At 60.6% G+C, this 24,470-nt stretch carries 24 protein-coding genes, 1 tRNA gene and 2 pseudogenes; 14 read left to right on the top strand and 13 right to left on the bottom strand.

The window, feature by feature from the left end:
- Positions 1-115: 115 nt before the first annotated feature.
- Positions 116-1,231 carry an ABC transporter ATP-binding protein gene (locus NKJ07_RS02580; protein WP_318569033.1) on the top strand — a complete coding sequence of 372 codons (1,116 nt, stop codon included), beginning with the start codon at positions 116-118 and terminating at the stop codon, positions 1,229-1,231.
- 25 nt (positions 1,232-1,256) lie between these two features.
- On the opposite strand, the gene NKJ07_RS02575 is transcribed toward NKJ07_RS02580, so the two are convergent.
- Both NKJ07_RS02575 and NKJ07_RS02570 read right to left on the bottom strand, forming a co-directional pair.
- Entirely contained in the window at positions 1,257-2,219 is a 963-nt protein-coding gene (locus NKJ07_RS02575) for an IclR family transcriptional regulator domain-containing protein (protein WP_318569032.1), read from the bottom strand.
- Positions 2,220-2,383: 164 nt separating this feature from the next.
- A complete protein-coding gene (locus NKJ07_RS02570; protein WP_318569031.1) occupies positions 2,384-3,460 on the bottom strand; it encodes a glycerol dehydrogenase in 1,077 nt (358 codons plus the stop codon).
- Between the two features lie 916 nt (positions 3,461-4,376).
- On the opposite strand from NKJ07_RS02570, the gene NKJ07_RS02565 reads away from it, so the two are divergent.
- Complete coding sequence (locus NKJ07_RS02565) at positions 4,377-5,699, top strand: RNA-guided endonuclease InsQ/TnpB family protein (protein ID WP_318570522.1); 1,323 nt, start codon at positions 4,377-4,379, stop codon at positions 5,697-5,699.
- 51 nt (positions 5,700-5,750) lie between these two features.
- On the opposite strand, the pseudogene NKJ07_RS02560 reads toward NKJ07_RS02565, so the two are convergent.
- Both NKJ07_RS02560 and NKJ07_RS02555 read right to left on the bottom strand, forming a co-directional pair.
- A pseudogene (locus NKJ07_RS02560) lies at positions 5,751-6,223 on the bottom strand (transposase); the annotation flags it as partial.
- A 141-nt stretch (positions 6,224-6,364) separates the two neighbouring features.
- Positions 6,365-7,201, bottom strand: coding sequence for a helix-turn-helix transcriptional regulator (locus NKJ07_RS02555; protein WP_318569030.1), 837 nt, complete (start codon positions 7,199-7,201; stop codon positions 6,365-6,367).
- Between the two features lie 137 nt (positions 7,202-7,338).
- Here NKJ07_RS02555 and NKJ07_RS02550 point away from each other — a divergent pair, with 137 nt between their 5' ends.
- Both NKJ07_RS02550 and NKJ07_RS02545 read left to right on the top strand, forming a co-directional pair.
- Positions 7,339-8,724: an FAD-binding oxidoreductase gene (locus NKJ07_RS02550; protein ID WP_318569029.1), complete on the top strand. Its 1,386-nt coding sequence runs from the start codon at positions 7,339-7,341 to the stop codon at positions 8,722-8,724.
- A gap of 17 nt (positions 8,725-8,741) precedes the next feature.
- Positions 8,742-10,094, top strand: coding sequence for an FAD-dependent oxidoreductase (locus NKJ07_RS02545; protein WP_318569028.1), 1,353 nt, complete (start codon positions 8,742-8,744; stop codon positions 10,092-10,094).
- 208 nt (positions 10,095-10,302) lie between these two features.
- On the opposite strand, the gene NKJ07_RS02540 is transcribed toward NKJ07_RS02545, so the two are convergent.
- Positions 10,303-10,989: a hypothetical protein gene (locus NKJ07_RS02540; RefSeq protein ID WP_318569027.1), complete on the bottom strand. Its 687-nt coding sequence runs from the start codon at positions 10,987-10,989 to the stop codon at positions 10,303-10,305.
- A gap of 290 nt (positions 10,990-11,279) precedes the next feature.
- Here NKJ07_RS02540 and NKJ07_RS02535 point away from each other — a divergent pair, with 290 nt between their 5' ends.
- The 7 genes and pseudogenes from NKJ07_RS02535 to NKJ07_RS02505 all read left to right on the top strand — a co-directional run bounded on the left by NKJ07_RS02535 (position 11,280) and on the right by NKJ07_RS02505 (position 16,661).
- Positions 11,280-12,173, top strand: a complete 894-nt coding sequence (locus NKJ07_RS02535) for a type II CAAX endopeptidase family protein (RefSeq protein WP_318569026.1) — start codon at positions 11,280-11,282, stop codon at positions 12,171-12,173.
- A 64-nt stretch (positions 12,174-12,237) separates the two neighbouring features.
- On the top strand, positions 12,238-13,050 hold the full coding sequence (locus NKJ07_RS02530; protein WP_318569025.1) for a hypothetical protein: 813 nt from the start codon (positions 12,238-12,240) through the stop codon (positions 13,048-13,050).
- Positions 13,051-13,133: 83 nt separating this feature from the next.
- Positions 13,134-13,532 (top strand): DUF5518 domain-containing protein, encoded by a 399-nt coding sequence (locus NKJ07_RS02525; RefSeq protein WP_318569024.1) that lies wholly within the window; start codon positions 13,134-13,136, stop codon positions 13,530-13,532.
- A 23-nt stretch (positions 13,533-13,555) separates the two neighbouring features.
- Positions 13,556-14,392 (top strand): CPBP family intramembrane glutamic endopeptidase, encoded by an 837-nt coding sequence (locus NKJ07_RS02520; RefSeq protein ID WP_318569023.1) that lies wholly within the window; start codon positions 13,556-13,558, stop codon positions 14,390-14,392.
- A gap of 42 nt (positions 14,393-14,434) precedes the next feature.
- Positions 14,435-14,971 carry an HXXEE domain-containing protein gene (locus NKJ07_RS02515; RefSeq protein ID WP_318569022.1) on the top strand — a complete coding sequence of 179 codons (537 nt, stop codon included), beginning with the start codon at positions 14,435-14,437 and terminating at the stop codon, positions 14,969-14,971.
- 61 nt (positions 14,972-15,032) lie between these two features.
- Positions 15,033-15,824: pseudogene (locus NKJ07_RS02510) on the top strand (alpha/beta fold hydrolase).
- A gap of 36 nt (positions 15,825-15,860) precedes the next feature.
- Entirely contained in the window at positions 15,861-16,661 is an 801-nt protein-coding gene (locus NKJ07_RS02505; protein ID WP_318569021.1) for a hypothetical protein, read from the top strand.
- On the opposite strand, the gene NKJ07_RS02500 is transcribed toward NKJ07_RS02505, so the two are convergent.
- The 7 genes from NKJ07_RS02500 to NKJ07_RS02470 all read right to left on the bottom strand — a co-directional run bounded on the left by NKJ07_RS02500 (position 16,634) and on the right by NKJ07_RS02470 (position 22,645).
- Entirely contained in the window at positions 16,634-17,242 is a 609-nt protein-coding gene (locus NKJ07_RS02500; RefSeq protein WP_318569020.1) for an SRPBCC family protein, read from the bottom strand. The genes NKJ07_RS02505 and NKJ07_RS02500 overlap by 28 nt on opposite strands.
- A gap of 386 nt (positions 17,243-17,628) precedes the next feature.
- Complete coding sequence (locus tag NKJ07_RS02495) at positions 17,629-18,429, bottom strand: DUF7847 domain-containing protein (RefSeq protein WP_318569019.1); 801 nt, start codon at positions 18,427-18,429, stop codon at positions 17,629-17,631.
- Positions 18,430-18,697: 268 nt separating this feature from the next.
- On the bottom strand, positions 18,698-19,579 hold the full coding sequence (locus NKJ07_RS02490; RefSeq protein WP_318569018.1) for a CPBP family intramembrane glutamic endopeptidase: 882 nt from the start codon (positions 19,577-19,579) through the stop codon (positions 18,698-18,700).
- Positions 19,580-19,663: 84 nt separating this feature from the next.
- A complete protein-coding gene (locus tag NKJ07_RS02485) occupies positions 19,664-19,972 on the bottom strand; it encodes a hypothetical protein (RefSeq protein WP_318569017.1) in 309 nt (102 codons plus the stop codon).
- 276 nt (positions 19,973-20,248) lie between these two features.
- Positions 20,249-20,506, bottom strand: a complete 258-nt coding sequence (locus NKJ07_RS02480; RefSeq protein WP_318569016.1) for a hypothetical protein — start codon at positions 20,504-20,506, stop codon at positions 20,249-20,251.
- A 1,763-nt stretch (positions 20,507-22,269) separates the two neighbouring features.
- Positions 22,270-22,344, bottom strand: a tRNA-Val gene (locus NKJ07_RS02475).
- A 40-nt stretch (positions 22,345-22,384) separates the two neighbouring features.
- The gene (locus NKJ07_RS02470) at positions 22,385-22,645 is read right to left on the bottom strand and encodes a DUF7553 family protein (protein WP_318569015.1); all 261 of its coding nucleotides are present in this window, start codon (positions 22,643-22,645) and stop codon (positions 22,385-22,387) included.
- A gap of 135 nt (positions 22,646-22,780) precedes the next feature.
- Between NKJ07_RS02470 and NKJ07_RS02465 the strand changes: the two genes are divergently transcribed.
- Positions 22,781-23,134 carry an NmrA family NAD(P)-binding protein gene (locus NKJ07_RS02465; RefSeq protein ID WP_318569014.1) on the top strand — a complete coding sequence of 118 codons (354 nt, stop codon included), beginning with the start codon at positions 22,781-22,783 and terminating at the stop codon, positions 23,132-23,134.
- Positions 23,135-23,207: 73 nt separating this feature from the next.
- Here the strand turns inward: NKJ07_RS02465 and NKJ07_RS02460 are convergent, their stop codons facing one another.
- Positions 23,208-23,447, bottom strand: coding sequence for a glutaredoxin family protein (locus NKJ07_RS02460; RefSeq protein WP_318569013.1), 240 nt, complete (start codon positions 23,445-23,447; stop codon positions 23,208-23,210).
- 135 nt (positions 23,448-23,582) lie between these two features.
- Between NKJ07_RS02460 and NKJ07_RS02455 the strand changes: the two genes are divergently transcribed.
- Positions 23,583-23,750, top strand: coding sequence for a DUF7838 family putative zinc beta-ribbon protein (locus tag NKJ07_RS02455; protein ID WP_318569012.1), 168 nt, complete (start codon positions 23,583-23,585; stop codon positions 23,748-23,750).
- A 78-nt stretch (positions 23,751-23,828) separates the two neighbouring features.
- A complete protein-coding gene (locus NKJ07_RS02450; protein WP_318569011.1) occupies positions 23,829-24,458 on the top strand; it encodes a TetR/AcrR family transcriptional regulator in 630 nt (209 codons plus the stop codon).
- Positions 24,459-24,470: the final 12 nt, after the last annotated feature.

The following is a 24,470-nucleotide window of genomic DNA, read 5'->3' as shown; positions in this document are numbered from 1 at the left end:
CGTCCGCCCCGCGTGAGCGCCGCTGAGGCCTCCGACGAGCTGCCTCCGGGCAGCCGATCCGATTAGCAATGAAAAATTATATACGTTGTCTCACGACACATGCCAGCGGCAGACAATGAGCGGAGTCACATTCAGAGACGTCAAGAAGATGTACGGCGACGTCCTCGCCGTCGAGAACGTCGATCTCGAGATCCAGAACGGGGAGTTCGTCTCCGTTCTCGGTCCCTCGGGGTCGGGGAAGTCGACCGTCCTCCGGATGGTCGCGGGACTGGAGAGCATCAGCGAGGGTGAGATCCTCATCGGGGACCGCGTTATCAACGACGTTCACCCGCGGGACCGTGGCATCGCGATGGTGTTCCAGAACTACGCGCTGTACCCGCACATGACTGTCAAGGAGAACATGTCGTACGGACTCCGTCTGACGACCGACCTCCCCGAGGACGAGATCAGCACGCGGGTCACGGAAGCCGCGGAGATGCTCGGGATCAGCGATCACCTGGAGAAGAAGCCGGCGAACCTCTCGGGCGGGCAACAACAGCGCGTCGCGACGGGCCGGGCCATCGTCCGCGAACCCGATGTGTTCCTGATGGACGAACCGCTGTCGAACCTGGACGCGAAGCTGAAGATGCACATGCGGACGGAGCTCCAGCGCATCCAGGAGGACCTCGATACGACGACGATCTACGTCACCCACGACCAGGAGGAGGCGATGACGATGTCCGACCGGATCGTCATCATCGCCAACGGGACTATCCAGCAGGTCGGGACCCCGGACGAGATCTACAACCACCCGACGAACCTGTTCGTCGCCGACTTCATCGGCAGTCCGGCGATGAATCTCTTCGACGTTCGCCTCGACGGGACGACGCTCGTCGGCGACGGGTTCGAGTACGAACTCTCCAAAGAACTCGCCAGTGAGGCCCGATCGGAAGCGACCGGGGACGAACTCGTCCTCGGGATCCGGCCGGAAGACCTCCGGATCGCCACCGAGTCCGGGCCGAACACCGTCGAGACGCACGTCGACGTGGTCGAGCCCGTCGGTTCGGACAACTACGTCTACGTGACCCTCGGTGGACAGGAGTGTACGGTCCGTGCGGCCGCCGACGTCCGACCCTCGTCCGGCGACTCGGCCCTCGTGACGTTCGACGAATCGAGCGCCCACCTGTTCGACGCCGCGAGCGAGACGAACGTGCTCACCGGGGACGGCCGGGTCGTCGAACCCCCAGCTTGAGTGTCCGAACCGGTCGCGAACGCGATCAGAGGTAGATCGAGTTCACCTCGATGACGTTCGCCGCACCAGTGACGAGTTCGGGTATCCGCTCCTCGAACCGATCACCCTGCATCCGACTCTTCGGTGCGGTCACGCTCACCGCGCCGTAGAGTTCGCGTTCTTCCGTGACGACGGGCGCTGCAACGCACCGAATGCCCGGCTTCGCCTCCTGCCGATCGATCGCGTACCCTCGGTCACTGGTTCGATCGAGTTCCTCGAACAGCTCCTCACGGTCCGTGATCGTCTGTTCCGTGAACACGGGCAGGCCGTGTTCGTCGACGATCCGTTCGACCTGGTCGCGGGGGAGTTCCGAGAGGATCGCCTTGCCGAGCCCGCTACAGTGGAGCGGCTCTCGGAGGCCGATCTCGTGGGCCGTCTGGATCGCGTCGTTCCCGCTCGCCTTGTACAGGAGGACGTTCTGCCCGTGTTCGAGGACGCTCAAGAGCGCGAGTTCGCCGCTCTCTTCGGCGAGGTGGTCGACCTGTTCGGCCGCGATGTCGAAGATGCCGGTGTCGTACTTCACGCGCTCGCCGATGTCGAGGAACTTCAGGCCGTTCTTGTAGACGTCGCCCCGTCGGGTGACGTAGCCGTTCCGTTCGAGCCACGAGAGGTAGTGTTCGACCGTGGCCTCGGAGCGGTCGAGTTCCGACGCGATCTCTCCCGGAGTAGCCCCGCTGAGCCCTTTCAGGGCTTCGACGACGGCGAACGCCGCGGTAAGGCCCTCCGTCTCCCGCAGTGAGCGTCGGTACTCGCCGTCGTGTTTCTCGATACGCCCCTCCGCGACGAGCGTCGCGAGATGGCGGTGGACGGCGCTCTTCGACATCTCCAGCGCGGTCGCGAGTTCGGTGACGCCGGCCCGTTCCCGCGCACTCACCTCGTCCAGCACGCGGAACGTCGTCCGGGCTGTCTGTACCATGCGTCCCGCCCCGTCGCCGTTCGTTCCGTCCATACGCCCCGTACAGAACAGTGGTACAAATGTATTCCGCCATGGACAACGAGATTCGAACTGTTCTGTTACGTGGGACGTTGTCGAAAGAGAGTTAAGGGAGACGGAACGAACTATCACCAAAGACAATGCTCAACCGTCGAGCGGTCAACGAGACCACCCGAGCGCTACAGCGACCGTCCACACTCGTCCGCGCCGCGCAGTGCCGCCGCCACGTCCGCCGGCGTCGGGTCACCCGGCTGGTTGCCGATGGTCGTCCCATCCCTGCAGGCCGCCGCGGCGATGGCTTCGACGTGGTCCGTGGACGCGCCGATCCCGTCGAGCGTCACTGGGAGACCCACGTCGCTGGCGAACCGGGCGATATCGCGGAGCTTTGCGGTCGGTATCTCCTCGAGGACGAGCTGTGCGAGCAGGCCGAAGCACACCATCTCGCCGTGGGTGGCGGTGGTTTCGACCGCGGCCACGATCCCGTCGTGGACCGCGTGTGCGCCGGCGAGCCCACCGTTCTCGAAGCCCAGCCCCGAGAGAAGGATGATCGCTTCGACGGTCTCTTCGACGGCAGCCGTGACGGTTCCCGCGTCCACCGCCTCGACGGCCGCGGGCGCGTTCGCGCGGACGGCTTCGTAACACTCCTCGGCGAGTGCGACACCCGCTCTCGTTGGTGGCCCGCCCGCGACGGTCTGCCCACCGCTCTCGACGGTCGCGGCAGCCTCGAACCGCGTGGCGAGCGCGTCACCGACGCCCGAGACGAACCACCGAGTCGGAGCCGCCGTCACGACATCAGTGTCGACGAGAACCAGCTCCGGCCGCCTGTCGTGTACGATACCGCCCGCGATCCGGCCGTCGTCGGAGTACGTCACCGAGATCCCGCTCGTCGGTGCGTCGCTCGAGGCGACCGTCGGGAGCGAGACGAGCGCCCCACCGACCCGCCCACGGACGCCCTTCGCCACGTCGATCGCGTTTCCCCCACCGGCTCCGACGACGACGTCGGCCTCCCGCTCGCGAGCGATCGCCGAGAGGCGAGCGATCTCGGATTCCGTACACGGGCCGTCGAAGAGGGCGACGTGAAACTCCGCCCGTGTCGTCGAGAACGAACGGCGGACCGGATCGGCGATGAGGTCACGGACGAGGCCGTCGGTGACGAGAAGCGCGGTCGTGCCGAGACGGTCCACGTGAGAGCCGAGCTGGTCGACGGCCCCCGCGGCCTGGATGTAGCGAGGAGGAGAGACGAAAGAGCGTGTCATAGAGCGAACTTCGGCTGAGGAGGCCATTACTCTTGTGACACCCGATGGTGCGGCTTGTTCCGTAGAACGGGACGAGCTGCACGGATTCGCATTTACGGAACGGTTCCGAGACAGATCTCGCGGGACGAAACAAACCGTCGCCGACGACGCGTGACAGGTTCCCCCGAGTCGGACAGCCTATTACAGTCGTAGTGCTGTAACATCTCTGATCCGTGTTCCGGTACTCGCGCCTGACACCGCAGGGCGAGGCCGTGGGTGACCTCCCGAGGCGAGTCGCCTGCTCGGAACGGATAGATACAGCCCAGGCACTTTGATAGTATTTTTTGTATCGTCGCGTTTCGCCAATTTTGTCTTTCGTGTTTTAAACTGGCGAATGAATCTTATCTGATATATTAAAAGCTTTTTTAGCCACTGAGAGGAATAAAGAAAAAGCTGATATCAACGGATTTCGGACTATTTAACTAGATTTGTCCGATGGCGTTGATCGACGCATTCGAAGGGGCTCCCTTGACCCGGGTGAAGTCGAGTCTGATTGTCGGTGAAGAACGCAACGGCGTGTACGTCTCCGGCGGAGACCGAGAACGAGTCCGTCACGGACCGTGTGATCTTCGGCGAACGGGACACCGCATCCGCTTCGCTCGTCGGGAGTTCCAGAGAGAAGTGGTCCGAGGACTGCGAGACGAGGCGAAACATGGAGACCGCTTAGTCCGCTGTCCGGACGGCGTGAAGCCGCACTCGATTCGGCGCTCGTCGATTATTTATAGAGATTCGAGGAGAATATCCGCGCCTTTAGGCGCGGGATGAATCCGACAACCCCTCCACAACCCACCGTCGATGGCAAAGCAGGATATTCCACTCTCCTCAAACCGAAACTTTACAAGAAACACGAGTATAAGTGCTTATACAGGCGTTCACAATGCTGGAAGTCCACCGCACTCACCGAGCGAAAATCCTCAACCACAGTCAGGTAGAGGAACCGCTCGACCGGCACGGGTGGTCGGCCAGCAAGCTCTGGAACGTCGCCAATTACCATTCCCGCCAAGTGTGGGATGAAACCGGCGAGATTCCTGACCACGGCGACCTCAAAGACGAGTTGAAAGGTCACATCAAATACAAAGGACTGCACTCACAGTCCAGTCAGCGCGTTCTGGAGGAACTCGCTGAAGCCTTCAACTCGTGGGACGGCAAGAGGAAGTCAGACAGTCGAGCGAACCCGCCCGGCTACCGCAAGAAAAACTACTACGACGACCACGGCAACCGCGTCCACGAAGAACACCCCCGTTCGACGGTGACGTGGAAGCAGAACGGCATCAAACACGACACCAAGAACAACCGTGTCCGACTTTCAAAGGGCGCGAATCACAAGGAACACCCCCGAGCGTGGGAATACATCCTTGTCGAATACGAGACGCGGCCCGGAGTCACGGTCGAGAATCTCCAGCAGGTCAGAGCCGTCTACGACAAGGCAAAGGGACGCTGGGAACTCCACCTTGTCTGCAAAGCCGAAGTAGAGACGCCCAACGCACCCGGCGAGGAGACGGCGGGTATCGACCTCGGCATCTGTAACTTCGCGGCGGTCGCGTACAGTACCGAGGAAGCCGACTTGTACCCCGGCAATCGCTTGAGACAGGACGGCTACTCCTTCCCGAAGGAAATCGCCAAGTGCGACGACTCGGGGGGTCAAGAAGCCACTCGACTCCACGCGAAGTGGTCGGAGCGCCGTACTCACTTCTTCCACAGCCTCGCTAAACACATCGTTGAACGGTGTATCGAGAAGGGAGTGTGTCACATCAACATCGGAGAACTCGCTGGAGTCCGCGAAGAGGACGATAACGACGAGTCGAAGAACTGGGGGCGGCACGGCAATCTCGACCTGCACGGGTGGGCGTTCGATAGGTTCTCGAACATCCTCGAATACAAGGCGACGGTTGAGGGCATCGAAGTCGTAGAAGTGTCCGAGCGCGACACGAGTAAGACGTGTTGCGTGTGCGGTAGAGAAGACGACAGTCAGCGCGTTGAGCGTGGCTTGTACGTGTGTGAGAAGTGTGACGCGGCGTTCAACGCTGACGTGAACGGGGCGGAGAACATCCGTCTCGACATCAATCAAAGTAACTCCGAGTCATCCGGGCAGTTGTCCGGGGATAGGAGTACCGGCTGGTTGGCACAGCCCGGAGTCTATCTTCACGACCTCTCCCGAGGATTCCAACCTCGGACAGAGGTGGTAGACGCCAAACCCTAATATCCCAATCCAGCGGCGCGGTGCCGTGGGATTCCTCCGCGTGAACGCGGAGGAGGATGTCAAGCCGATCTCTCGGAACTGATCGAACCATGTTCTGGCTTTAATCGTCGAGCCGAATCGCTTGCGAAGCACGAAAAATACCGATTCGACGACAGACCGTCGATGGTACGTTTCATCATTAATCCGAACATTGTGAGCGGCATCGAGCGAGTAGAATTCTCGATGCTCGATCACTGGTCTAATGGATTCACCGAGAGCCGAAACAGCACTCGCCAGACCCGCATCTTCAGCGCCTGCTTCCGAGCACAAACCGTGGTGAAGTCCGATAACTCCTCGACCGATAACCCGAGTTTTTCCACGATATCAGGCATTTCACGAAGGATATCGAGAAGTCGGCGCTACGGAAGGTCGAGATACTCACGGAGTCTATGAATGGCGATAATCACCCAATCAGCGTAGACACCTTTCCTTTTGTTTACATTCTCATCTCCGCCACTCTTGACAACTTTTTGGTATGAATACACACATCGGTCGGTGAAGCGAGCAAGTCTCGGAGGCACATCGAACTCTGCTCGCTTCACTTCATAGAATTCCTGATATTCAGGCAATAATACTAGCGTCTAAACACGGCCCAGAGGCTGTATTCGGCAGTGGACGTTGTCGGCTCAGTTTCCCGGCTCTGTGCTGAATGACTCGACATCGAGCCGTTCGGCGTCGTTTCGATACGTCTCGACGATTTCGTGCCCCCATGACAGGACGGCATCGTTGTGACTCTCGATCACCGTGTATGGCTCGCCATACTCTGACTGGGTGTTTGCGATATACACCGTCTCATCGAAGATCATGACGTTACAGGGCACAGCATCGCTATAACAGTAGACGTTCGCACCAGCCTCGACATACTCCCGCCACCGGGTGAGCCGATTCGGGTACGCAAGAAGGTACGTGTATTCGCTCTCGGTGATCACGTGTTCCGCGCGCATCCCGCGCTCAATGACCCCGTCCCGCATGGCCTTCTCGAAGGATTCCGGCGGCGCCACACCGACGAGGCAGTAAAATTCAGATGCGGTACGAAGGTCTTCCACGTAGGCATTCACGGGCGCCATCGGATCAGCCGGGTCGGGTCGCACCACGGTTGCATCCGTGAGCTGGCCCATCCCGATCGGATTCTCTGTCGCCTGAAACCAGGCCACTGTTTCACCCAGCTTCTTGATCACCGACATCGACTCGACGAGTGGCATAAATTCCATCACGACCTGTTGGCCGATCGGGGTTGCCGTGTAGTTCCCATCGGCGGTCCGTTCGGTCCACCCACGCTCGGAGAACTCGTTGAGAATCCGCCCGATCGTCGTTTTGGCGACCCCCGCCATGTCTCCCAATTCCCGACGCGTGTACGACCCAGAGGCCAGAATCACGAGAAGTCGCACTCGGTTTTTCGACCGAGCAAAATACGCGATGTCTTCCAGCGCATCCTCGTGAACTGCACTGGACTGTAGTGTCATGAGATAACATACCATGGGGATCGGTATCAAGTTTCGGCCCGTGGGAAAACGCCGACGGGGTGGGAAACACCTCACTGGGTAAGTGCAAATGGCTGGTCGCTCATACTGAATGTGGACCCGACGGAGGTCATGACACGATGGCAACGACCAATTTGGAACAAACGACCGTCGACTCGTTCGCCAAGCAGCTACGCGGACAGGTACTCCAACTCGGCAACGACGGCTACGACGAAGCCCGATCCGTCTGGAACGCGATGATCGACAAGGAACCGGCCCTTATCGCTCGGTGTACCGGTACCGCTGACGTCGTCGCCGCTGTGGATTTCGCCCGTGATCTTGACCTGCGGCTCGCAATCAAGGGAGGCGGGCACAACGTCGCAGGGACGGCCCTGTGTGACGACGGTCTCGTGGTTGACCTGTCACCGATGGATGCGGTCCGCGTCGATCCCGACACACGGACGGCGCGGGTCCAGGCGGGAGCGACGATCGGGGATCTGGACCACGAGACACAGGCGTTCGGCCTCGCCACGACGGGTGGCATCATGTCCGAAACCGGCGTTGCCGGGCTCACCCTCGGCGGTGGCCTCGGGTACCTCGCCCGGAAGTATGGCCTCGCTCACGACAACCTCCGATCGATGGATGTCGTCACGGCCGAGGGCGAACTCGTCACCGCGAGCGCGAAGGAGCACCCGGAACTGTTCTGGGGGCTTCGCGGGGGCGCCGGCAACTTCGGCGTCGTCACGTCGTTCGAGTTCGAACTCCACGAACTCGGCCCCGAGACCCTCACCGTCCGGCTCATATATCCTCCGGACCAGATTCCAGAGACGCTCCAGTTCTACGACGAGTTCATGCGCGAGGCACCGAACGAGGTCGGCTGTTACGCGGCGATACTGGAGGGCAGTCCCGAGTACGGATTGCCCGAGGAGTTACACGGAGTGACGCTGCTGGCGTTCCGGGGGCTGTACGCGGGTGACGTCTCCGCGGGAAGGGAGGCGTTCCAGCCGCTCCGGGAGTTCGGCGATCCGATTGACGACATGACACAACGGATTCCGTACACCGAACACCAGCAACAGGCCGACGATCTCTACTGCGAGGGCCACCGGAACTACTGGAAGTCGAACTTCTACGACGAGATCTCCGAAGGACTCGTCGAGACGGTGATCGAGTACACGGCGTCGATCCCGTCGCCGTACTCGACGGTGTTCTTCGAGTGGATGGGGGGCGCGATCGCCGAGCGCGGCCACGACGCGACTGCCTTCCCACACCGCGACCGGGCGTTCGCGTTCACCGTCGCCCCGAAGTGGACTGACCCCGAGCGGGACGAGGAACACATTAGCTGGGCGCGTGAGTTCCACGAGGCATTGGAACCGTACGCGGCCGACGGCGTCTACGTGAACTACCTCAGTGACGACGAAACCGACCGAGTTTCCGAGGCGTACGGGGAGCGGTACGACCGCCTCCACGCCCTCAAACGGGAGTGGGACCCTGACAACCTGTTCCGCACGAACCAGAACATTACATAAGAATCCGAGGACATATCATGACACTCGCAACTGTTCCGCGGTACGACCCCGAACAGACCTCGGACCTCGGGGCCCATGCCGTTGTGGTCGGAGGGAGTGTGGCTGGATTGCTGGCAGCCCGCGTCCTCACCGATGGGTTCGATACCGTCACGATCATCGAACGGGATTCGATCCCCGACGATACATCCACCCGTCGTGGGGTACCCCAGGGCCAGCATGTCCACGTCTTGGAAACTGCTGGGCGAGACACGTTTGAGGACTTGTTCCCAGGATATGGAGAGGACCTCATTTCGTCTGGAGGGCTTATCATCGATCTCATGTCCGACTTTTATCACTACGAGAAGGGCGATTTTCTCGCCGCCGGGCCGAACCGTATGGTCATGTACAACGCGACCCGTCCACTCTTCGAAGAGGTCCTCCGGCGACGAGTTGCTGCATGCGACGACGTTGATCTCCGATCCCGCACCCAGTTCATTACTTATGCACTCGACGAGACAGCTTCCCGCGTCGAGGGCGTAACTGTGCGAGATGACAGTTCAGAGGAATCTACCATCCCCGCCGACCTAATAGTGGATGCCTCCGGGCGGGCGAGCAAGACCCCATCGTGGCTGGACGACCACGGCTTCGAGGCCCCGGCTGTCGAGGAGGTGCAGATCGACTTGGCCTACAGCACCGTGATGGTCGAACGTCCTAGAGACGATCGGCGGAATTTCTTTGTGCCACCTGAACCGGCTCGAACCCGGGGCGTTGGGATGTTTCCAGTCGAAGATGGCTACTGGCAGACGACCCTGCTCGGAGTCCACGGGAACCATCCACCAACGGAGGCGGACGAGTTGATCACGTTTGCGGAAGAACTTCCCATCTCCGTGGTTGCACAGCTCCTCAACAAGCACTCCTGGGTGTCAGACGAAGTCGCTCACTATCCATTTCCGTCCAATCGGCGTCTCAGGTATGAAGACCTCGACAGGTTCCCCGCCAACTTGGTGGTCATCGGGGACGCGCTCTGTAGCTTCAATCCGATCTACGGGCAGGGAATGTCGGTGGCTGCTCTCGAAGCGCTCCAACTCCATCACACGCTGGCGTCTGCTGGGCGGGAGGGTGTCGGACTCCGGTTTTTCGAACGGGCGGCAGAAATCGTCGATAGCCCGTGGTCGATAGCAGTCGGGGGAGACTTCGAGTTCCCTGAAACCACCGGGTCTAAGCCCCGGGGGACTGATTTCATCAACTGGTATCTGGACCGATTGGTGCGGGCAGCCCATTCAGACGGGAGACTCAGAGAAGCGTTAGTTCGGGTGTTCATGTTGGAACAACCTCCTGAGTCGCTGCTACGCCCACGGATTGTGTGGCGTGTATTCAAATCAACGTACTAGACCGATCCACTGGTGCGATATATTTCAAACAATCAATGAGATCCGACGGGAACTCCTCGTATCCAGTTGCTAATTATGAATCTCGTATCTCGCACAGTCGTTCTACCGATTACTCGATAGCACGTGTCTGTATGTATGGCTTCCTCGGCTCCCCCCGATCAGAGATAACAGCTGGAATCGGTGGTGAGACTCGCACCATCAGCAGGGTTTACACCGATGAAGGGTCTGCTTCTCTATTATCCTGATAAGGTGGTGAGGCGCAACCGGCCGCCGGATGAAATTGAGGTGGGTTGATGCGTGATCGCAACGCTGCGGGTGAACGGTCTACTCCAGAAAGCGACGGAGATTGGATGGGTTGGGGCGGATCGGACCGGTCGCCCGCGAGCCGTTCGGCCCGTGACTGAATGCCACGGAGCATCCTGCGTGTCATCACGAACGAGACTGGATCAAGTACCGACAGTGCAGCAAGACGAATCACCGTGTTTTCGGGCAAACGGATGCGCGAGCGCACGAGCAGTCGCGTAGTCGTCTCGTCGACCGGGTTGAGCACGAACGACCAAAGCCACCACGTCGGTTCGTCGGGCGTCTGTAGGACCAGTGACCGCTCCGGATCTATCGCGACCACTTTGAGGACCGCGTCGGGGAACCGGTCAGCACGGCCGAGTCGGACTGCATCCTCGACCGAAAGATCCTGCCACTCCGCGACGATCCGATCCGCGTTGTGGATGTCGAGCCCAACGAGATTCTCTGCCCACTCGTAGCTGTAGAACCCGCCACGGTCCTGTCCCAACTGACGAAGCCACGGCCACACATCGCTGGGTGATGCGTCGATATCGACAGCCATGGTCGATTGTGCGTCCGGGTCTGAAAGCAGACCGTCGCCTGGAAACTGCATGTCCACCTCCGACGAGGTCGCTCCCCAGGTGAGCATCCACTCCCTGAGTAGCGTCCAGTATACGGCCACGAAGAGGGCAGCCCCCACCGCCCATCGGATGCGTCGTCGCCGAGTTGCTTCCGCTCTCGGGGCAGGCTCGTTCGATGGCGACCGTCCCGTGTCACAGATATCGGTCATAATCTGTCTTCTCTGTCAAGATGTGGTATTGAATCGTTAAATCCTGTCAGGTGTTTCTTACTTCCCAAGAAATGTCTTCGCGAGTTACTGTCGATTGGAGCCGAAGTAAAAATATGAGCAGCGTCGTGACGAACTGGATCAGACGACACCGCATCGCCGCGTTCTTTCTCTTGGCGTACGCGATCTCCTGGAGTCTCGAAGGCGTGATCGTTCTGCTCGAGATGGAGCCCTCTTGGACGTGGTGGTTCATCGGCGGCTTCCTCGGCCCGCTCGCCCCGGCAGTCGCGGCTGGCGTCGTCCTCTACAGCAGCGGCGAGAGCGTCCGTGAATGGCTCGTAAGCATCCTCCGCTGGCGGGTCCATCCGAAGTGGTACGTGTTCGCGATCGCAGTCCCGTTCGGTATCGCATACGCGTCGGGTATCGTTGGGTGGCTCGCCGGTGATCCCATCGACTGGGCTTCGTTCACGTTCGACCCGTTCAGTATCGTGCTGGGCATCGTCCTGGGAACCCTGATCGGCGGAGGCCAAGAGGAGCTGGGCTGGCGTGGCTTCGCCCAGCCGGAACTACAAGCGCAGTACGGCGCACTTCGAGCTGCAATCATTATCGGTGTCTTCTGGGGCCTCTGGCACCTCCCACAGTTCGTTCTCCCCGGCGGGATGCGAGCAGATTGGCCTGTCGTTCTCGTCGTCTCCTACTTCACCGGCATCGTCGCGTTCTCGATCCTCTTGGCGTGGGTGTTCAACGGCTCGGGGGGAAGTGCCCTCCTCGCGATGGTGATGCACGGAGCCGACAACTCGACGACCGGCCGAGTTCCGCTCGACCTCGACGTCGTCCTCGTCGGAGACACGCTGAACTGGGAGTTGTTGACGGCGATGTACATGTCCCACGCGCTTCTCACGTGGGGTGTGGTCGGTCTCGTCCTCCTGATCGCGGGGACGAGCCTGTACGCTCGGCGGGTGGAGCGTCGTCCGACGACTGATCCAACGCGAATTTCACTGGAGGATTAACAATGTTCTCCGAATCCTCCTCACCAACATGGTTCGTTCGGTCTCGGGTGAGCGGGGTGAATCGATGAACGTGCGCCGTTTACTCTTCATCGTCCTCGTCGCGTTTCTGGTGGTCGTCGCCGCAGTCGTCGGTGGGCTGTTCCTCTACTCTCAGTCCCTCTATCGCGACAGCTACGGGAGCGAATACACATACGAGGTCCGAATCTCACCCTCCGCGACGATCACGAACGTTACTGTCCTCGTGCCGCTCCCGGACCAGGGTGGCAACTCAGTACTCGACACTGGCAACGTGCGACACCCGTTCACGCCAGACGGGTGGACGTACGACGTCGTCGCTACCGATTTTGGACCGATGCTCCGCGTTCAAGCGAACGAGATTCCGACGGAGCCGACGTACCACCACAGTGTCGTGAGAGACGACCGCCTCGTTCGCTGGGAGACCGTTTCACCCGACGAGTACGACCCAACGAACGAGAGTCACCTCCGCGTCGAGCACGACGACGTCGAGGTCGACGCCAGGGTCGAGAGCGAGGTCACCATCGAAACCCGATCACCGGCCACGAGCGAACCACTCCTGCGCCCCCACGAGAACCGCACCGAGACAGCCTGTTTCAGGGCTCGGGGAGAAGAGGAGACATGTTACGTGTACGACGGCCGTGCCTTCGTCTCGTACGATTCCGACCCCAACACAGCGGTGTACGTTTCGGTCGAACTCCGGGGGACGAACAGCTGGTGGGTGTTCGGCTGGAATTTCAACGAGTACACCGATCGTCAATCCGTCGAGGTGGTCGGCTCGCATGACGGGTGGGTGGTGACTGAGGGCGAATTCGAGACGGGACAGGGGAACTACCGCGAGCCGCCGGACAGACGGGAATGACCAGTATATCACTTCACAGGAAGTCCCCCACTCCGTGAGAACGGCCCCTGGTAGCTAACCAGACAGCATTCGAACCATTCTCTATGGTAGATCAAACTGAACTGCGCAACGCGGCAATCGGGGCAGTCGTAACGATCGGCCTCTCGTTCACGGGCTTTTCGCCACTGTTCGGTGGCGGAACAGCCGGATACCTCCAGCGGGAGCCCCCGAAACGCGGTGCGAGGGTCGGCGCCATCTCAGGTGGACTCGCGACTCTCCCCATCGTCCTGATACTGGTCTCCGGGTTCGTGCTGTACCTCGGACGCGCCTCGGTGTTCGGACTTCCTGGTGGCGTGGAGCTGGCGATTATCCTCTTCGTCATGTTTCCGCTGCTGTTCGCCTGGATCATCGGGCTGAGCGCCGTCGGTGGGTATCTGGGCGCATATCTGGCCCGGGAGACCCAGTCGGGGCGCAGTGGAGCCGCGTCCCCGAAAGGCGGATGAGTCTCACGGAAGGTGGTGCGGGGATGACGACTGGCGACGGGCTCGTCGCCCGCCTTCGCAAGAGTCTCAACCTGGGGGGCTACGTCGTCATCTATCTGGGTTGGGCGTGGCTCTTCTGGGGGCTCGTCATCCTCTCGGGCGAGAGCGTCTGGACGTTCCCGAACGTCCTCTTCTTCTATCTCGGGTCGTTGAGCCCGTTGCTCGGGGGAATCACGATGATACGTCGGTCCGATGGGATGGCCGGCCTCCGCGAACTGTGGGACCGGATCCGTAATCCTCGTCGCATCAGACCGCGCTGGTACGTCGTCATCTTCCTACTGTATCCCGGCCTCACGGTCGTCGCTGGTGGGCTTGCCGTACTGATAGGGGCCACGACACAACCGTTCGATCCGGTCTCGACGTTCCAGCGGCTCACGAATCCCCTCAGTCTGTTCGCGTTCTTCGGCTTCACAGTTGGTGCGGGAGTCGTCGAGGAGACGGGCTCCACCGGTTACTTTTTAGACCGACTAATGAGCATCTGGAGTCCGGTCGCCGCTGGCCTCATCAGCGGCGCCGTCTGGGCGAGCTGGCACATCCCGTTCTTCCTGATGGAGGGATACTACAGTCAGGCCTCATACCAGCCGGTCGTCTGGCGCTTCTTCGCGACGTTCGTCGTCCTCGAGACGCTATACGCGTGGATCTACGACAACACCTCCCGGAGCGTCCTCGCCGCCGTCCTATTCCATCTGATGATCAACCTCCCCGGCGAAGTGCTCGCACCATCTCAGGTCGTTCGCTGGTACACGTTCTTCTTGCTGGTGCTCGTGACTGTCGGTGTCGCCCTGTGGCGACGGAGCAAGACGACAGAGGTATTCGGCTGAGTGAGTCTATGTAGTGAGAGGCGAATACCCAACAACCAACTGATGACGATCTCGGAGACTGTACTGGTGCTGTGGCTGCTCCCCGTGAGCTGGCTGGTCCACGATCTCGAAGAGATTGCCACGATCGACAGGTGGTCTCGTCGATGGGGCCTACGGAAGAGTGACGACCTGACGCCACTGCAGCGTCGGCTCGTCGGGGTGCTCACCTCAACACGACGTCGGTTTACCGTTGCCGTCGGGTTCGTCGGCTGTGTCGTCGTCGGGGCGACCGCCGCTGGCACGTTCGACCCGAACGGGCCCGGTATCTTGATATACACCACGATACTCGGTGGCTACTTTCTCCACTCGTTCGTCCACGTGGGACAGTCGATCGTGTTCCGTGGTTATACGCCGGGGCTCGCCACTGCCATCTCGGTCGTGATTCCAGTGTCCATTTTACTCTACTGGCGACTCCTCTCCGCGGGCCTCGTCGATATCGGGACTGTTAGGATGACGGGTATCCTCGGACTCGTCCTGTTCGTTCCGTTCGTGGTCGGGGCAAACAGGCTTTCAAAACGGATCGATCGATGGATTGTGTAACCTGGTCCGCGTGAGTTCGACTGGGGAACATGTTTGGTCCCCGTCTAACGAACTGCGACCGATGACAGCAGTCGATAGCCGTGGACCGACTGATACGCCCGTTATCCTCTTCATACATGGCGCGGGGATTTCGCGGAAGATGTGGCTCCCACAGGTCGAGTCGCTCTCGGATACCTACCAGACCGTCGCTCTCGACCTCCCTGGGCACGGAACGAGAATCGATGAACCGTTTCACTTCTAGGAGGCCATCGATACGGTCGAAAGGATCGTGCAGCGTGCGAACGCGGACTGTCTCGTACTTGTCGGGCAGTCCCTGGGTGGCTACGTGGCGATCGAAGTCGCGGCTCGAAATTCGGACCTCATCTCCGGACTCGTGCTCTCGGGGAGCAGTGCCGGCTACCGGGGGTGGCTGGGACTTCGAACGAGGATCAGTAGCCTGTTGTTTCGACTCGGTGCTCACATCCCACCCATCACGAGTTGGTTCGAGCGGACGACTCGGTCCCGTCTGCGGTCACTCCCGCTCCCCGACGGCACTGTCGACTCGATTCTGAACGCGGGTCTCTCGTTCGACGCGTGGGGCCAGGCTGGGCTGGCACTCGTCGATAGGGATTTTCAGAAGCGTCTCGCGGCCTATCCGGGTCCGGTAATCCTGCTGAACGGCGAGAACGACCGCATCAACAGACCAGCAGCGGTCGAACGGAGCGTCGAATCGTCGGACGTCTCTGTGGTCGCGATCCGTGACGCTGGGCACACGGTGAACCTCGAACGGCCGGACGCGTATACCAGGGTCGTTCGCGAGTTCGTCGTCGATCAGTGCACGGAGGCGTCACCCGACTTCGAACCTGACAACTGACCGTCGGAGACAGTGAGCCGTCGACCGGTTCAGCCGGTGAGCGCAGCGTTCCTGTGCAGCACACGACCGTCCGAGAGGTCTCGGGATACGCTTATTGGGCTATGTGCAGCAATAATAATCATTATAATGATAACTCCGCGTTCGTTTGACCGACTGCTTCACACGTGGAGTCGAGACCCGATCAACCGGCTCGGCTTCTGGTCAGCCCTACTCGCAGCAGTGAGCGCCACCGTCTGTTCGGTCGCGGCGTTGTTGGAGCTGTTGGACGCGATCCCGCGGCTGCTCGGCATTCGGTTGGTCGATGCATCGTCGCTGATCCTCGCCGTTACCATCGTGGTCATGATGAGTAGCATCCACCACACGGTGTCCGGGGACCAGCGAGTCTGGAGTTTCACGGGGGTGACCTTCGCCGTCCTCTACGCGTCACAGGTGTCGCTCATGTACATCGTGCAGCTGTTCGTGTACCTCCCGAAAGCCCAGCGCGGAACGTTGAGCGAGATCGAGAGGATGCTCCTCGCAGACACCTTCGGGATATTCCTCCAAGCCGTCGACGGCTTGAGGTACCTGTTTCTGGGGCTGGCGACGCTGGCGGTCGCTCCGGTGTTTGCTGGTGGTGGACTGCGACGGTGGATCCGCCGGTTCTTCGTCGCCAACGGCATCGTCACGATCCCCGTCTTTCTCACGTACTTCGTCGACCCGGGATTTCTCCCACTGGCGGGTCTGTGGGTCGTCGCCGTCCCCGTCTCGACGTTCCTCGTCGCCGTGCACTTCCGACGGCAGCGTTACACCCTCGAAGAGCGAGGAAACCCTCACTCTGAAACGGAGTCCCCGACGTGACCGGGGCGTTCAGCCCGCGTTTTAATCCCGCGCATCATGCCGCGTTCCATGATGAAATGCGGAAGCTCGTACATCAGATACCGAACGACACGGTCGACGACCGACTGGTTCGCCGGTGTTCGTCCGCGCACGATGAACCGGGTCGTCTCCGCGCCGATCGGATCGAGGTGGAACGTCCACGTTCCACCGTCGTATCCCTGGAAGACGAGCGTTCGGCCCGGATCGATGCGTTCGACGGTCATCGTCGTGAGCGGACTCTGGAGCCAGTAGTCCTCCGTGGCCATCCGGATCGAGTCACCCACCTCCAGGTGTTGTAGTTCCGGGACGATCCGATCGACGTTGTGGATGTCCGCCCCGGCCAGGTTCTCCAGCCAACTGTAGCTGTAGAACCCGCCGCGGCCCTGCCCGAGTTGGACGAGCCACGGCCACACCTCGTCGCAGGGAGCTTCGATCGTGACTGCACGGGTCGTCTCGCTGCTCGCGGTCGGAACAATGTCGTCCCCTGGTAGTCGGCGCGCGATCTCTTCGTCGGTGGCACCCCACTCGAGATGCCACGGACGGACGAAGCGGTGATAAATCATCAAGAGAGCACCCGTAATCAGAATAGCGGTCCAGACACCACTCCGCCAGGTGGTCGGTTCCGTCGCGCTGCCCGGTCCCGTCGTTTCACTCACTCCGGTATCCTCCTGTCCGGTCCCTCGGGTCCCGTCAGAATAATGTCTGCTCCGTCGTCAGCAGAACGTCTGGCACGGACTCGGTCGGTCGGTCGGGACCGACGGTGCTGAATAACAAACTCCTTTCGTGAACGATCGCTTCGGCCCAGGTGAACTCCGCTTCGGATCGGAGTGGGGCCGGAGGTCCGCCGCTCCTGCACGCAGTCCCCGAGATGCGGAACCCAACGCTGACCATTGCCGGACCACGGAGTCCCACCGGTGGAATCCCGAGTAGCAAAGAGCCGCGTCGCCATCTATGCGGGGGTAGATGTCTCGCTGTCGCTCTCTGCCGTGACCGGCGTCTCCTCGGAGGGGAGCGCGACGAGCTGCTCGTACGCCGCGGCGAGCGTCGCGAGCGTGAAGACCGTCGTCAGTGCACTCCCGATCTGGGTAATGATGACGGCGACGACGCCGCCGACGATCCCTGCAACGCCGAAGACGGCACTCACGACGATGGCGACGACCGCGACGGCGACCCCGAGGAGGAACAGCCGCAGCCGGTGCCCGTGAGTCAGTCCCCAGCTATCCTGCATGGCCGCGACGAAGTTCTCGTCCTCGACGGCGACGTACACCGTCCAGAACGCGAGCGCGACGAGCAGGAAGATCCCCGGGATGACGAGGAAGACGAAGCCGAGCGCAACGACCACCCCGAAGACGATGGTGCCGACGAGGAAGTTCAGCCCTGGCCACACCATGTTCTGAGTGAAGTGCTCGCTCGGCAGGCGCTCGGTCTCGTCGCTCACGAAGGTCCGGAGCGCGCCGATGGTGAGGATAATCGTGGCCAGGCCCGCCAGGAGGGAGACGATGGCGCCTACGGCTGGAGGGATGGCGAACAGCGCAGCGCCCATCTCCCGTGAGATCTCAGCGTCCATCCCTCTCGAGAACGGGACGCCCATCGGGAAGACGCCACGGTTCGCTACCCACTGCTGAACGCCGAGTCCGACGATCGCGTTGATTGTCGAGACGACGTAGAGGACGGCTGCGAGCAGCAGACCGTTCCGGGCGACAGTGCGGTTGATACCTTTCCGCAGGACGGTTTCGATGTGTATCGGCATAGCGTATAGACATAAGCTGACAATAAACTAATAACAGTAGTCTGATTCCACACTGGCGGGAATGTCGAGGACACGGGGTCTCAGTCCCGCCGACCATTCCACTCGACCAACGAGATGTACTGGACTTAGTCGAGTCCAGAGAGAACCGCTCCGGTAGGTAGCAGCCGTGCTGACACAGGTGCAGATCAATGAGGGACACCGTGGTTCACTGCGTCTTCCCGAACATCAACCCGGATGGGAAACCGTTCCGAGGCGAACACATCGTCGTTCAGCCACGGGACGTACCGGTTGGCAGGGGTGGACGGGGCACGTCGCCGGTTTTTCTCAAGCTCTTCGCCCCCCAGATTACCGTAATGAGGACTGCAGTCAGGACCCAGGCCGGGTAGTAGTATTCGTCCGCGACCTCGACGGTATTGGACACGAAGTTCACCCATCCGTGCAGGAGGATGATGCCAAGGATACTCCGCGAGGTATGGTTGTACACCCACGTGAAAATAACCGACAGCGCGACGATGCCGATCATGAACAGCCAGAAGCCGCTCGTCGCGAATCCGACGAACTCGCGTTGAAACGATCCTTCGACGAAGAACAACGGGAGGTGCCAGACTGCCCAGACGACGCCTAACAGTACACTGGCGCCGAGCGCCGAGCGGTCCATCTGAAGCCGGTCCAACGCGTACCCACGCCATCCGAACTCTTCGAGGATCGGCGGGAGCGTCGCGAAGAACAGCGTCGGCAGGATCGCCAGTGGATTACGACTCAGCTCCCGAACGGCCTCACCCCAGGCAGTTCCCGAACTGCCCAGCAGTGACGCACCCACGGCAGCCACGATCGTCACCCCGACCGGGGTTAGCAGGATGACCAGGAACCATCGTACGCCGATTCGGCGGGGTTGTTTGATTCGATTCCAGAAGTCCGCGCGCCCTCGCTCATCGTAGACGAGATAGATGAATCCGATACCGGCAGCCCCAGGACCGAGAAGTGCCAGCAACTGCAACACCACGCCCTCGGCACTCTGAAAGCTCACTCCGAAAACGATCGCCAGTAGCAAGAAACTCCACGTGACGGCGTAGGTTACGCCGAAAAATATCCACGGGTTCCCGAGAGAGACCGACATCCTACCGAGTGATATGCGCCCTGGTTCTTGCATATCATATGCACAACTGTTAGGTATTAAACAGTTTCGCTACGTGCTACCATGTCGTTACAAACAGGTCGCATCCGGGTGAGGAACTCACGTGGGCTGGGTCCGCTCGTCGGTCGCCGGTGAGTCCGAACCAGGTATCGCGAGCAAATACGTGACGGCAAGCACCGTCGCGACAGCCGCTGGAAGGACCGTGAAGACGAGCGCAACGGGAGGAACGGTCACCGATCCACCGACCAACAACACGATCGTTATCCCGGTGATCGTCGGGGCGAGTAATGCGCCGAACACCAGCGCAACGCCGGCGAAGACGTACCCCCATGGGCGCCGGCGCCAGAGCAACCCACTGGCAACGATCAGCGCCGGCACAACGACACCCAAGTCGACGAAGTGCGACACCAGTGCCTGTGGACCGATCTCCTCGACGAGCAGTGGCGGGACCCCGCTGAGAGTCGCTGGAACGAGTTCCGCGAGCCAGACGAAGGCGAGTCCGACCGCGATCAGCAGCAGGAAGGTGGCATAGACCCGTTCGGAGAGACGCGGAGCAAGAACCCGACGGACCGTGTTCGCGTCAACCTCGACCGTCTCTGCGACGAACGTGAACAGCGAGAGGCTGAACAGGAAGACATACCCGAGGAAGAACCGGTTGAACGGGACCTGCAGCCCGGTGGACGCTCACATGTAGCTCATGTACGCCAGCGCGCCGAGGAAGGCGACACGGCCCCGCAGGGACCCTCGTGTCGTGTACCAGAGGCCGAGGATCAGCGCCGGAACACCGACGACGAGTACGACGAGGTCCTGGACGTAGAACTGAGGGAGCAGCTCCGGAGGGTAGTGGCCAGGTCGAAAGAGACCGAGGAGTGTCGAACCGATCGACAGGACGACGATCGTGACCGTCGAGACCAGTTGCCACCGAGAAATCGACGCACCCATCTGGGTATCACCACAGAGCGGTACATCGTTTCCGGGTATAGTTGTACTGCCCGATTCTCGTTGCGCGTTACGACTGCGTCGACCCGATTATGTCGCCTGGTGATGAGGTTCCACGTGATCAACTGTGCCCTCCCTTCGTGCGCTCGTCCGTCGACACCGTTTCGTGACGTTCGTCTGCCTCACGTTCGTATGGTCCTTTCTGAGGCGCGTTGGTTAAGACAGGGACGTCTGTTGGTTAAGAGAAAGATGTCCATCAGACGAGCGAGAAGGCGCTGTGTTGGATTGCACGATTGGATGTCCCGTCAGTCAGGGAAGTAGTTAGGATTCGTGCGAGCGCCGTGTGTTGCCCGAGAGATGGTTCACGACATCTGTGACAATCGTACTCATCGGTCATCCCACCACCACTTACTTCACTCACACTCGGTGCAAGCGTCTCTGTAGTTTACGTGGGTCGCCGTTCCAGTCGAGTGCTTCGACTCTCGGGTCGTCTCAACATCGGCTCCACGCTCAGGACACACGTCTTTCGGATGTTCATCAGGGTCGAAGGAGGTCATCGTTCTACTGAGCGCTGGACATCAAATCTTTTCATACCCGTGCATTGACTGTCACCAGTATGGTCAGTTTCCTCTCGCTGGAGGTTGGTCTACTCCTCATCAGTATCATCATCGCCTCACTTTCGTTCGTGGTATCGGGATTCTCGTACACAGGTCAGTTGACAGCGCAAACGCGTGAGACTTTGGAGCAACTGGATGATACGAACTTGGGTTCAACTTACAAGGTGAAATACTACTTTACAAATACTCGATACTTAATGGTACAACGACACTTAACCTTCGAGTATTAGCCGCCCCGTACTCTGGTGGTCGGGGAAGTCGGGTAGAAAAGCCATACAAGAGGATTGACGATGTTGGTGAAAACAACTATGATTCTGAAACCTTCGAGGATACAATTAGTCAAATTGGAACGAAACACTCTATTCCTCGAATATTTGACACCAGTAACGAAAATCGAGACGGAGCGAAACGATGTGTTGATCACCGTCGATTCCATCAACCCAATTAATGTCAGGAGGGTTTTCGATACAGTTACACATATTTTTCTGAGTATTTCTCCGAGCGTTTTAACTCGTATCGAATACCGCATTTACGTGGGTCGATTTCTGGTCACAGATTTTTTCGAGGACAGGGTACTTCATCTCGCTCAACTTTTCGGGGTACCATCCGTGTTAACTCTTGATACTCGATATACTCCATCCAGAAATTGACCAATTTTGTCTGACAGGTAGGCGTCTACGCAGAGTAATCGGGAAAATCTACAAAAAAGAAACTCCGGTCTCGGCAGAAGTGTATTCAGTCTGCGACGAGTATCGGGAAGTGATGGACGAACTAACAGACCTTCTTAAACCGGGAGCAGTCTTTCTGTTTGTCGTCACACTTTTCATTGTTGGTGCTTATCAAAAGGTGGACGTGAGTAGTGTCGATGGATCCACATTTTTCTTGTGTTCGTAGTAGTTGCGGTGATTGTGGTTGGGCTTGTCGATGGATTCACATCTTGCTGTGTCTCATTTTGATGATGGGTGACACTAATCGTCCAACGGAAACACTTTCGAACCTCGCCCGACAATCTCCTTTCGCACAATCACCGGACGGCGCATCCATCGAGACGTGCCACCCGTTCACCGGATCAACTGATGCCTCTCTGAAGGGGTACACACGGGGTGAATCGGCTCCCGTCTACTCCTTTGGTTGAAGTCGAAAGAAGGATGGGTTGGGGCGGATTCGAACCGCCGGCCTGCTCCGTGTGAAGGAGCCGTCATAACCGGGCTAGACCACCAACCCGCGCAGAACGACCTACCCGGGGACGAGACTTAAGAGTTACTTACTCCGCCGCGGGTTTCCGACGGTACTCGTCGATCCGTTCACGGGCCTTCTGCACCGGCTCGGTCGTGTCCACCTTTCGCAGTTCCGTCCGGAACCGGTCGAGCCGCGTCTGTTCTTCCGCCCCTTCTTCGGGTTCCTCCCAGCCGAACCGCTCGCGCATCGCCGACTCCAGCGGCGCGAGTTCCTCTTCGAGCCCGATCCGGAGGTGGTGGAAAGCGCGACCGAGGTAGTACCAGGCGTCCTCGAAGTGCTTGTTCATGGGTGTTCGTAGGTGAACAACGGAGATGAGCATTGTGGGACGTTCACTCGATCGAGAGAGTCAGAGCCGCGTGTACCAGTCGGATGCTGTCACGGCTCACTGCCGGCTTATTCCCTCGCCGCGCGTCCGTGAGGTATGGTCGCGAAAAGGGTGCTCGTCACCGGTGCGACGGGCCAGCAAGGTGGTGCGGTCGTGGACGCGCTCCGTTCGGGCGAGTACGGAGAGTACGCGGTGTACGGGACGACCCGAGACGCCGGGAGCGACGCGGCCGCGGCGCTCGACAGAGACGTCAGGGTGGTCCACGTCGACGTGGAGGCGTACCGCGCCGAGGGGGGCGACGAGATGGCCGACATGTACCGGTGGTTCAACGAGGGCGGGTACGACGTCGACGTACCAGTGTCGTCGTCGCGGATCGGCATCGACTACGTCACCTTCGCCGACTACCTCGACGCGCACTGGGCGTCGCGGCCGGCATCCCCGGCGGCCTGAGGTGCCACGGCGGTCACACGGACGACGGCGGAGCGGACGCGAGAGTCGCGTACGCCGACACCGACCGCGCGGGTCAGGCGAGCGTTCGTTCGACGTAGTCGACGATGTTCTCGCTCTCGGCCATCGTCACGCCGTGACCGTCGTCGACGAGCACGGGGACGCCGCGCTGGCCGCTCACCCGCTTGACCTCGTTCCGTTCGGAGTGCAGCGCGTCGACCCACTCGGTCTCGTAGTCGACACCGGCGGCCTCGAGCGCGTCGTGGACGGTCTCGCAGTACGGACAGCCGTCGAGTGCGTACAGGGTGAGCGTCATCGTCGGGGGTAGCGGTGCCGGGGGCAAGTAAGTTGGCCTCCGTCGAGACGCCGGCGGAACCCCACGAGGATCGCGAGGTCGGACTCCGAGACGAGGAACCAACATCTTCAACACCGTCGCCCGTCATCCTCGCTTATGAGCCTAGAGACGGAACACCACTGCCCCGTGTGTGGCGAGGAACGAACGTTCTGGCGGACCGCGAGCACCCTCGTCCATCTCGGTGAGAAGATCAAGTGGCGCTGTTCGGAGTGCGACTACAGCTTCGTCCGCATCGGTGACATCGACACCTCCGTCGAGGCCTGAGGCGGGGACGACCCGAGGTGGCGACGGCTCGACTCCCCGATCGAAGCCCATTTCTCCTCTGACTGAATATTCATTCAGATGGGGCCTCCCGAGATGTTCGCCGACGCGCCTCACGAGACGCGGACGGACATCATGCGAGCGACGTACGTCGCGTTGACCAAGTACGGTTACGCCGACCTGACGATCCAGCGGATCGCCGACGAGTTCGACAAGAGCAAGTCGCTCCTGTACCACCACTACGCCGGCAAGGACGCGCTCTTGCTCGACTTCATGGGCTTTCTCACCGATCGCCTGGAGGCGGAGATCGAGGCCACGAGCGACGTCGACCCCCGGCGACGACTTGACGAGTTCTTCGACCGACTGATCCCGCTCGCCGCGGCGCGGGAGCGGTGCGAGTTCGAGGGCGTCTACGTAGAACTCCGTGCGGCCGCGGCCCACGACGTGGCGTTCCGCGAGAAGTTCACCGAGACCGACCACGCGCTCCGCGACCGACTCGCAGACATCCTCCGCGCCGGCATGGAGTCCGCCGAGTTCCGCGAGGGCGACCCCGTTCGGATCGCCGAGTTCCTGCTCGCGACGACGCTCGGCACCATGGTGGGACGGGCGACCTCCGACGACCGGTGGGCGGCCGACATCCGGGCGGAACTGGACGCGTACGTCGACGCGCGACTCCAGCCACGCGCCGGCAGAGCCTCGGTCGAAGAGTGAGCCCGGCCCGGC

Origin of the sequence: Salinigranum marinum (assembly GCF_024228675.1) — an archaeon.
Lineage (GTDB): Archaea > Halobacteriota > Halobacteria > Halobacteriales > Haloferacaceae > Salinigranum > Salinigranum marinum.
The sequence above is the reverse complement of the archived record's forward strand: the minus strand, read 5'-3'. Positions and strand labels throughout refer to the sequence as shown.

Bases quoted from the DNA above. Each gene is read 5' to 3' on its own strand.
- NKJ07_RS02525 (WP_318569024.1), top strand. From the start codon at position 13,134: ATGGTAGATCAAACTGAACTGCGCAACGCGGCAATCGGGGCAGTCGTA.
- NKJ07_RS02495 (WP_318569019.1), bottom strand. From the start codon at position 18,429: ATGCCGATACACATCGAAACCGTCCTGCGGAAAGGTATCAACCGCACT.
- NKJ07_RS02555 (WP_318569030.1), bottom strand. From the start codon at position 7,201: ATGACACTACAGTCCAGTGCAGTTCACGAGGATGCGCTGGAAGACATC.
- NKJ07_RS02490 (WP_318569018.1), bottom strand. From the start codon at position 19,579: ATGCAAGAACCAGGGCGCATATCACTCGGTAGGATGTCGGTCTCTCTC.
- NKJ07_RS02480 (WP_318569016.1), bottom strand. From the start codon at position 20,506: ATGGGTGCGTCGATTTCTCGGTGGCAACTGGTCTCGACGGTCACGATC.
- NKJ07_RS02450 (WP_318569011.1), top strand. From the start codon at position 23,829: ATGGGGCCTCCCGAGATGTTCGCCGACGCGCCTCACGAGACGCGGACG.
- NKJ07_RS02530 (WP_318569025.1), top strand. From the start codon at position 12,238: ATGAACGTGCGCCGTTTACTCTTCATCGTCCTCGTCGCGTTTCTGGTG.
- NKJ07_RS02465 (WP_318569014.1), top strand. From the start codon at position 22,781: ATGGTCGCGAAAAGGGTGCTCGTCACCGGTGCGACGGGCCAGCAAGGT.
- NKJ07_RS02545 (WP_318569028.1), top strand. From the start codon at position 8,742: ATGACACTCGCAACTGTTCCGCGGTACGACCCCGAACAGACCTCGGAC.
- NKJ07_RS02540 (WP_318569027.1), bottom strand. From the start codon at position 10,989: ATGCAGTTTCCAGGCGACGGTCTGCTTTCAGACCCGGACGCACAATCG.
- NKJ07_RS02570 (WP_318569031.1), bottom strand. From the start codon at position 3,460: ATGACACGCTCTTTCGTCTCTCCTCCTCGCTACATCCAGGCCGCGGGG.
- NKJ07_RS02455 (WP_318569012.1), top strand. From the start codon at position 23,583: ATGAGCCTAGAGACGGAACACCACTGCCCCGTGTGTGGCGAGGAACGA.
- NKJ07_RS02580 (WP_318569033.1), top strand. From the start codon at position 116: ATGAGCGGAGTCACATTCAGAGACGTCAAGAAGATGTACGGCGACGTC.
- NKJ07_RS02500 (WP_318569020.1), bottom strand. From the start codon at position 17,242: ATGATTTATCACCGCTTCGTCCGTCCGTGGCATCTCGAGTGGGGTGCC.
- NKJ07_RS02565 (WP_318570522.1), top strand. From the start codon at position 4,377: ATGCTGGAAGTCCACCGCACTCACCGAGCGAAAATCCTCAACCACAGT.
- NKJ07_RS02460 (WP_318569013.1), bottom strand. From the start codon at position 23,447: ATGACGCTCACCCTGTACGCACTCGACGGCTGTCCGTACTGCGAGACC.
- NKJ07_RS02550 (WP_318569029.1), top strand. From the start codon at position 7,339: ATGGCAACGACCAATTTGGAACAAACGACCGTCGACTCGTTCGCCAAG.
- NKJ07_RS02575 (WP_318569032.1), bottom strand. From the start codon at position 2,219: ATGGACGGAACGAACGGCGACGGGGCGGGACGCATGGTACAGACAGCC.
- NKJ07_RS02535 (WP_318569026.1), top strand. From the start codon at position 11,280: ATGAGCAGCGTCGTGACGAACTGGATCAGACGACACCGCATCGCCGCG.
- NKJ07_RS02515 (WP_318569022.1), top strand. From the start codon at position 14,435: ATGACGATCTCGGAGACTGTACTGGTGCTGTGGCTGCTCCCCGTGAGC.
- NKJ07_RS02470 (WP_318569015.1), bottom strand. From the start codon at position 22,645: ATGAACAAGCACTTCGAGGACGCCTGGTACTACCTCGGTCGCGCTTTC.
- NKJ07_RS02520 (WP_318569023.1), top strand. From the start codon at position 13,556: ATGACGACTGGCGACGGGCTCGTCGCCCGCCTTCGCAAGAGTCTCAAC.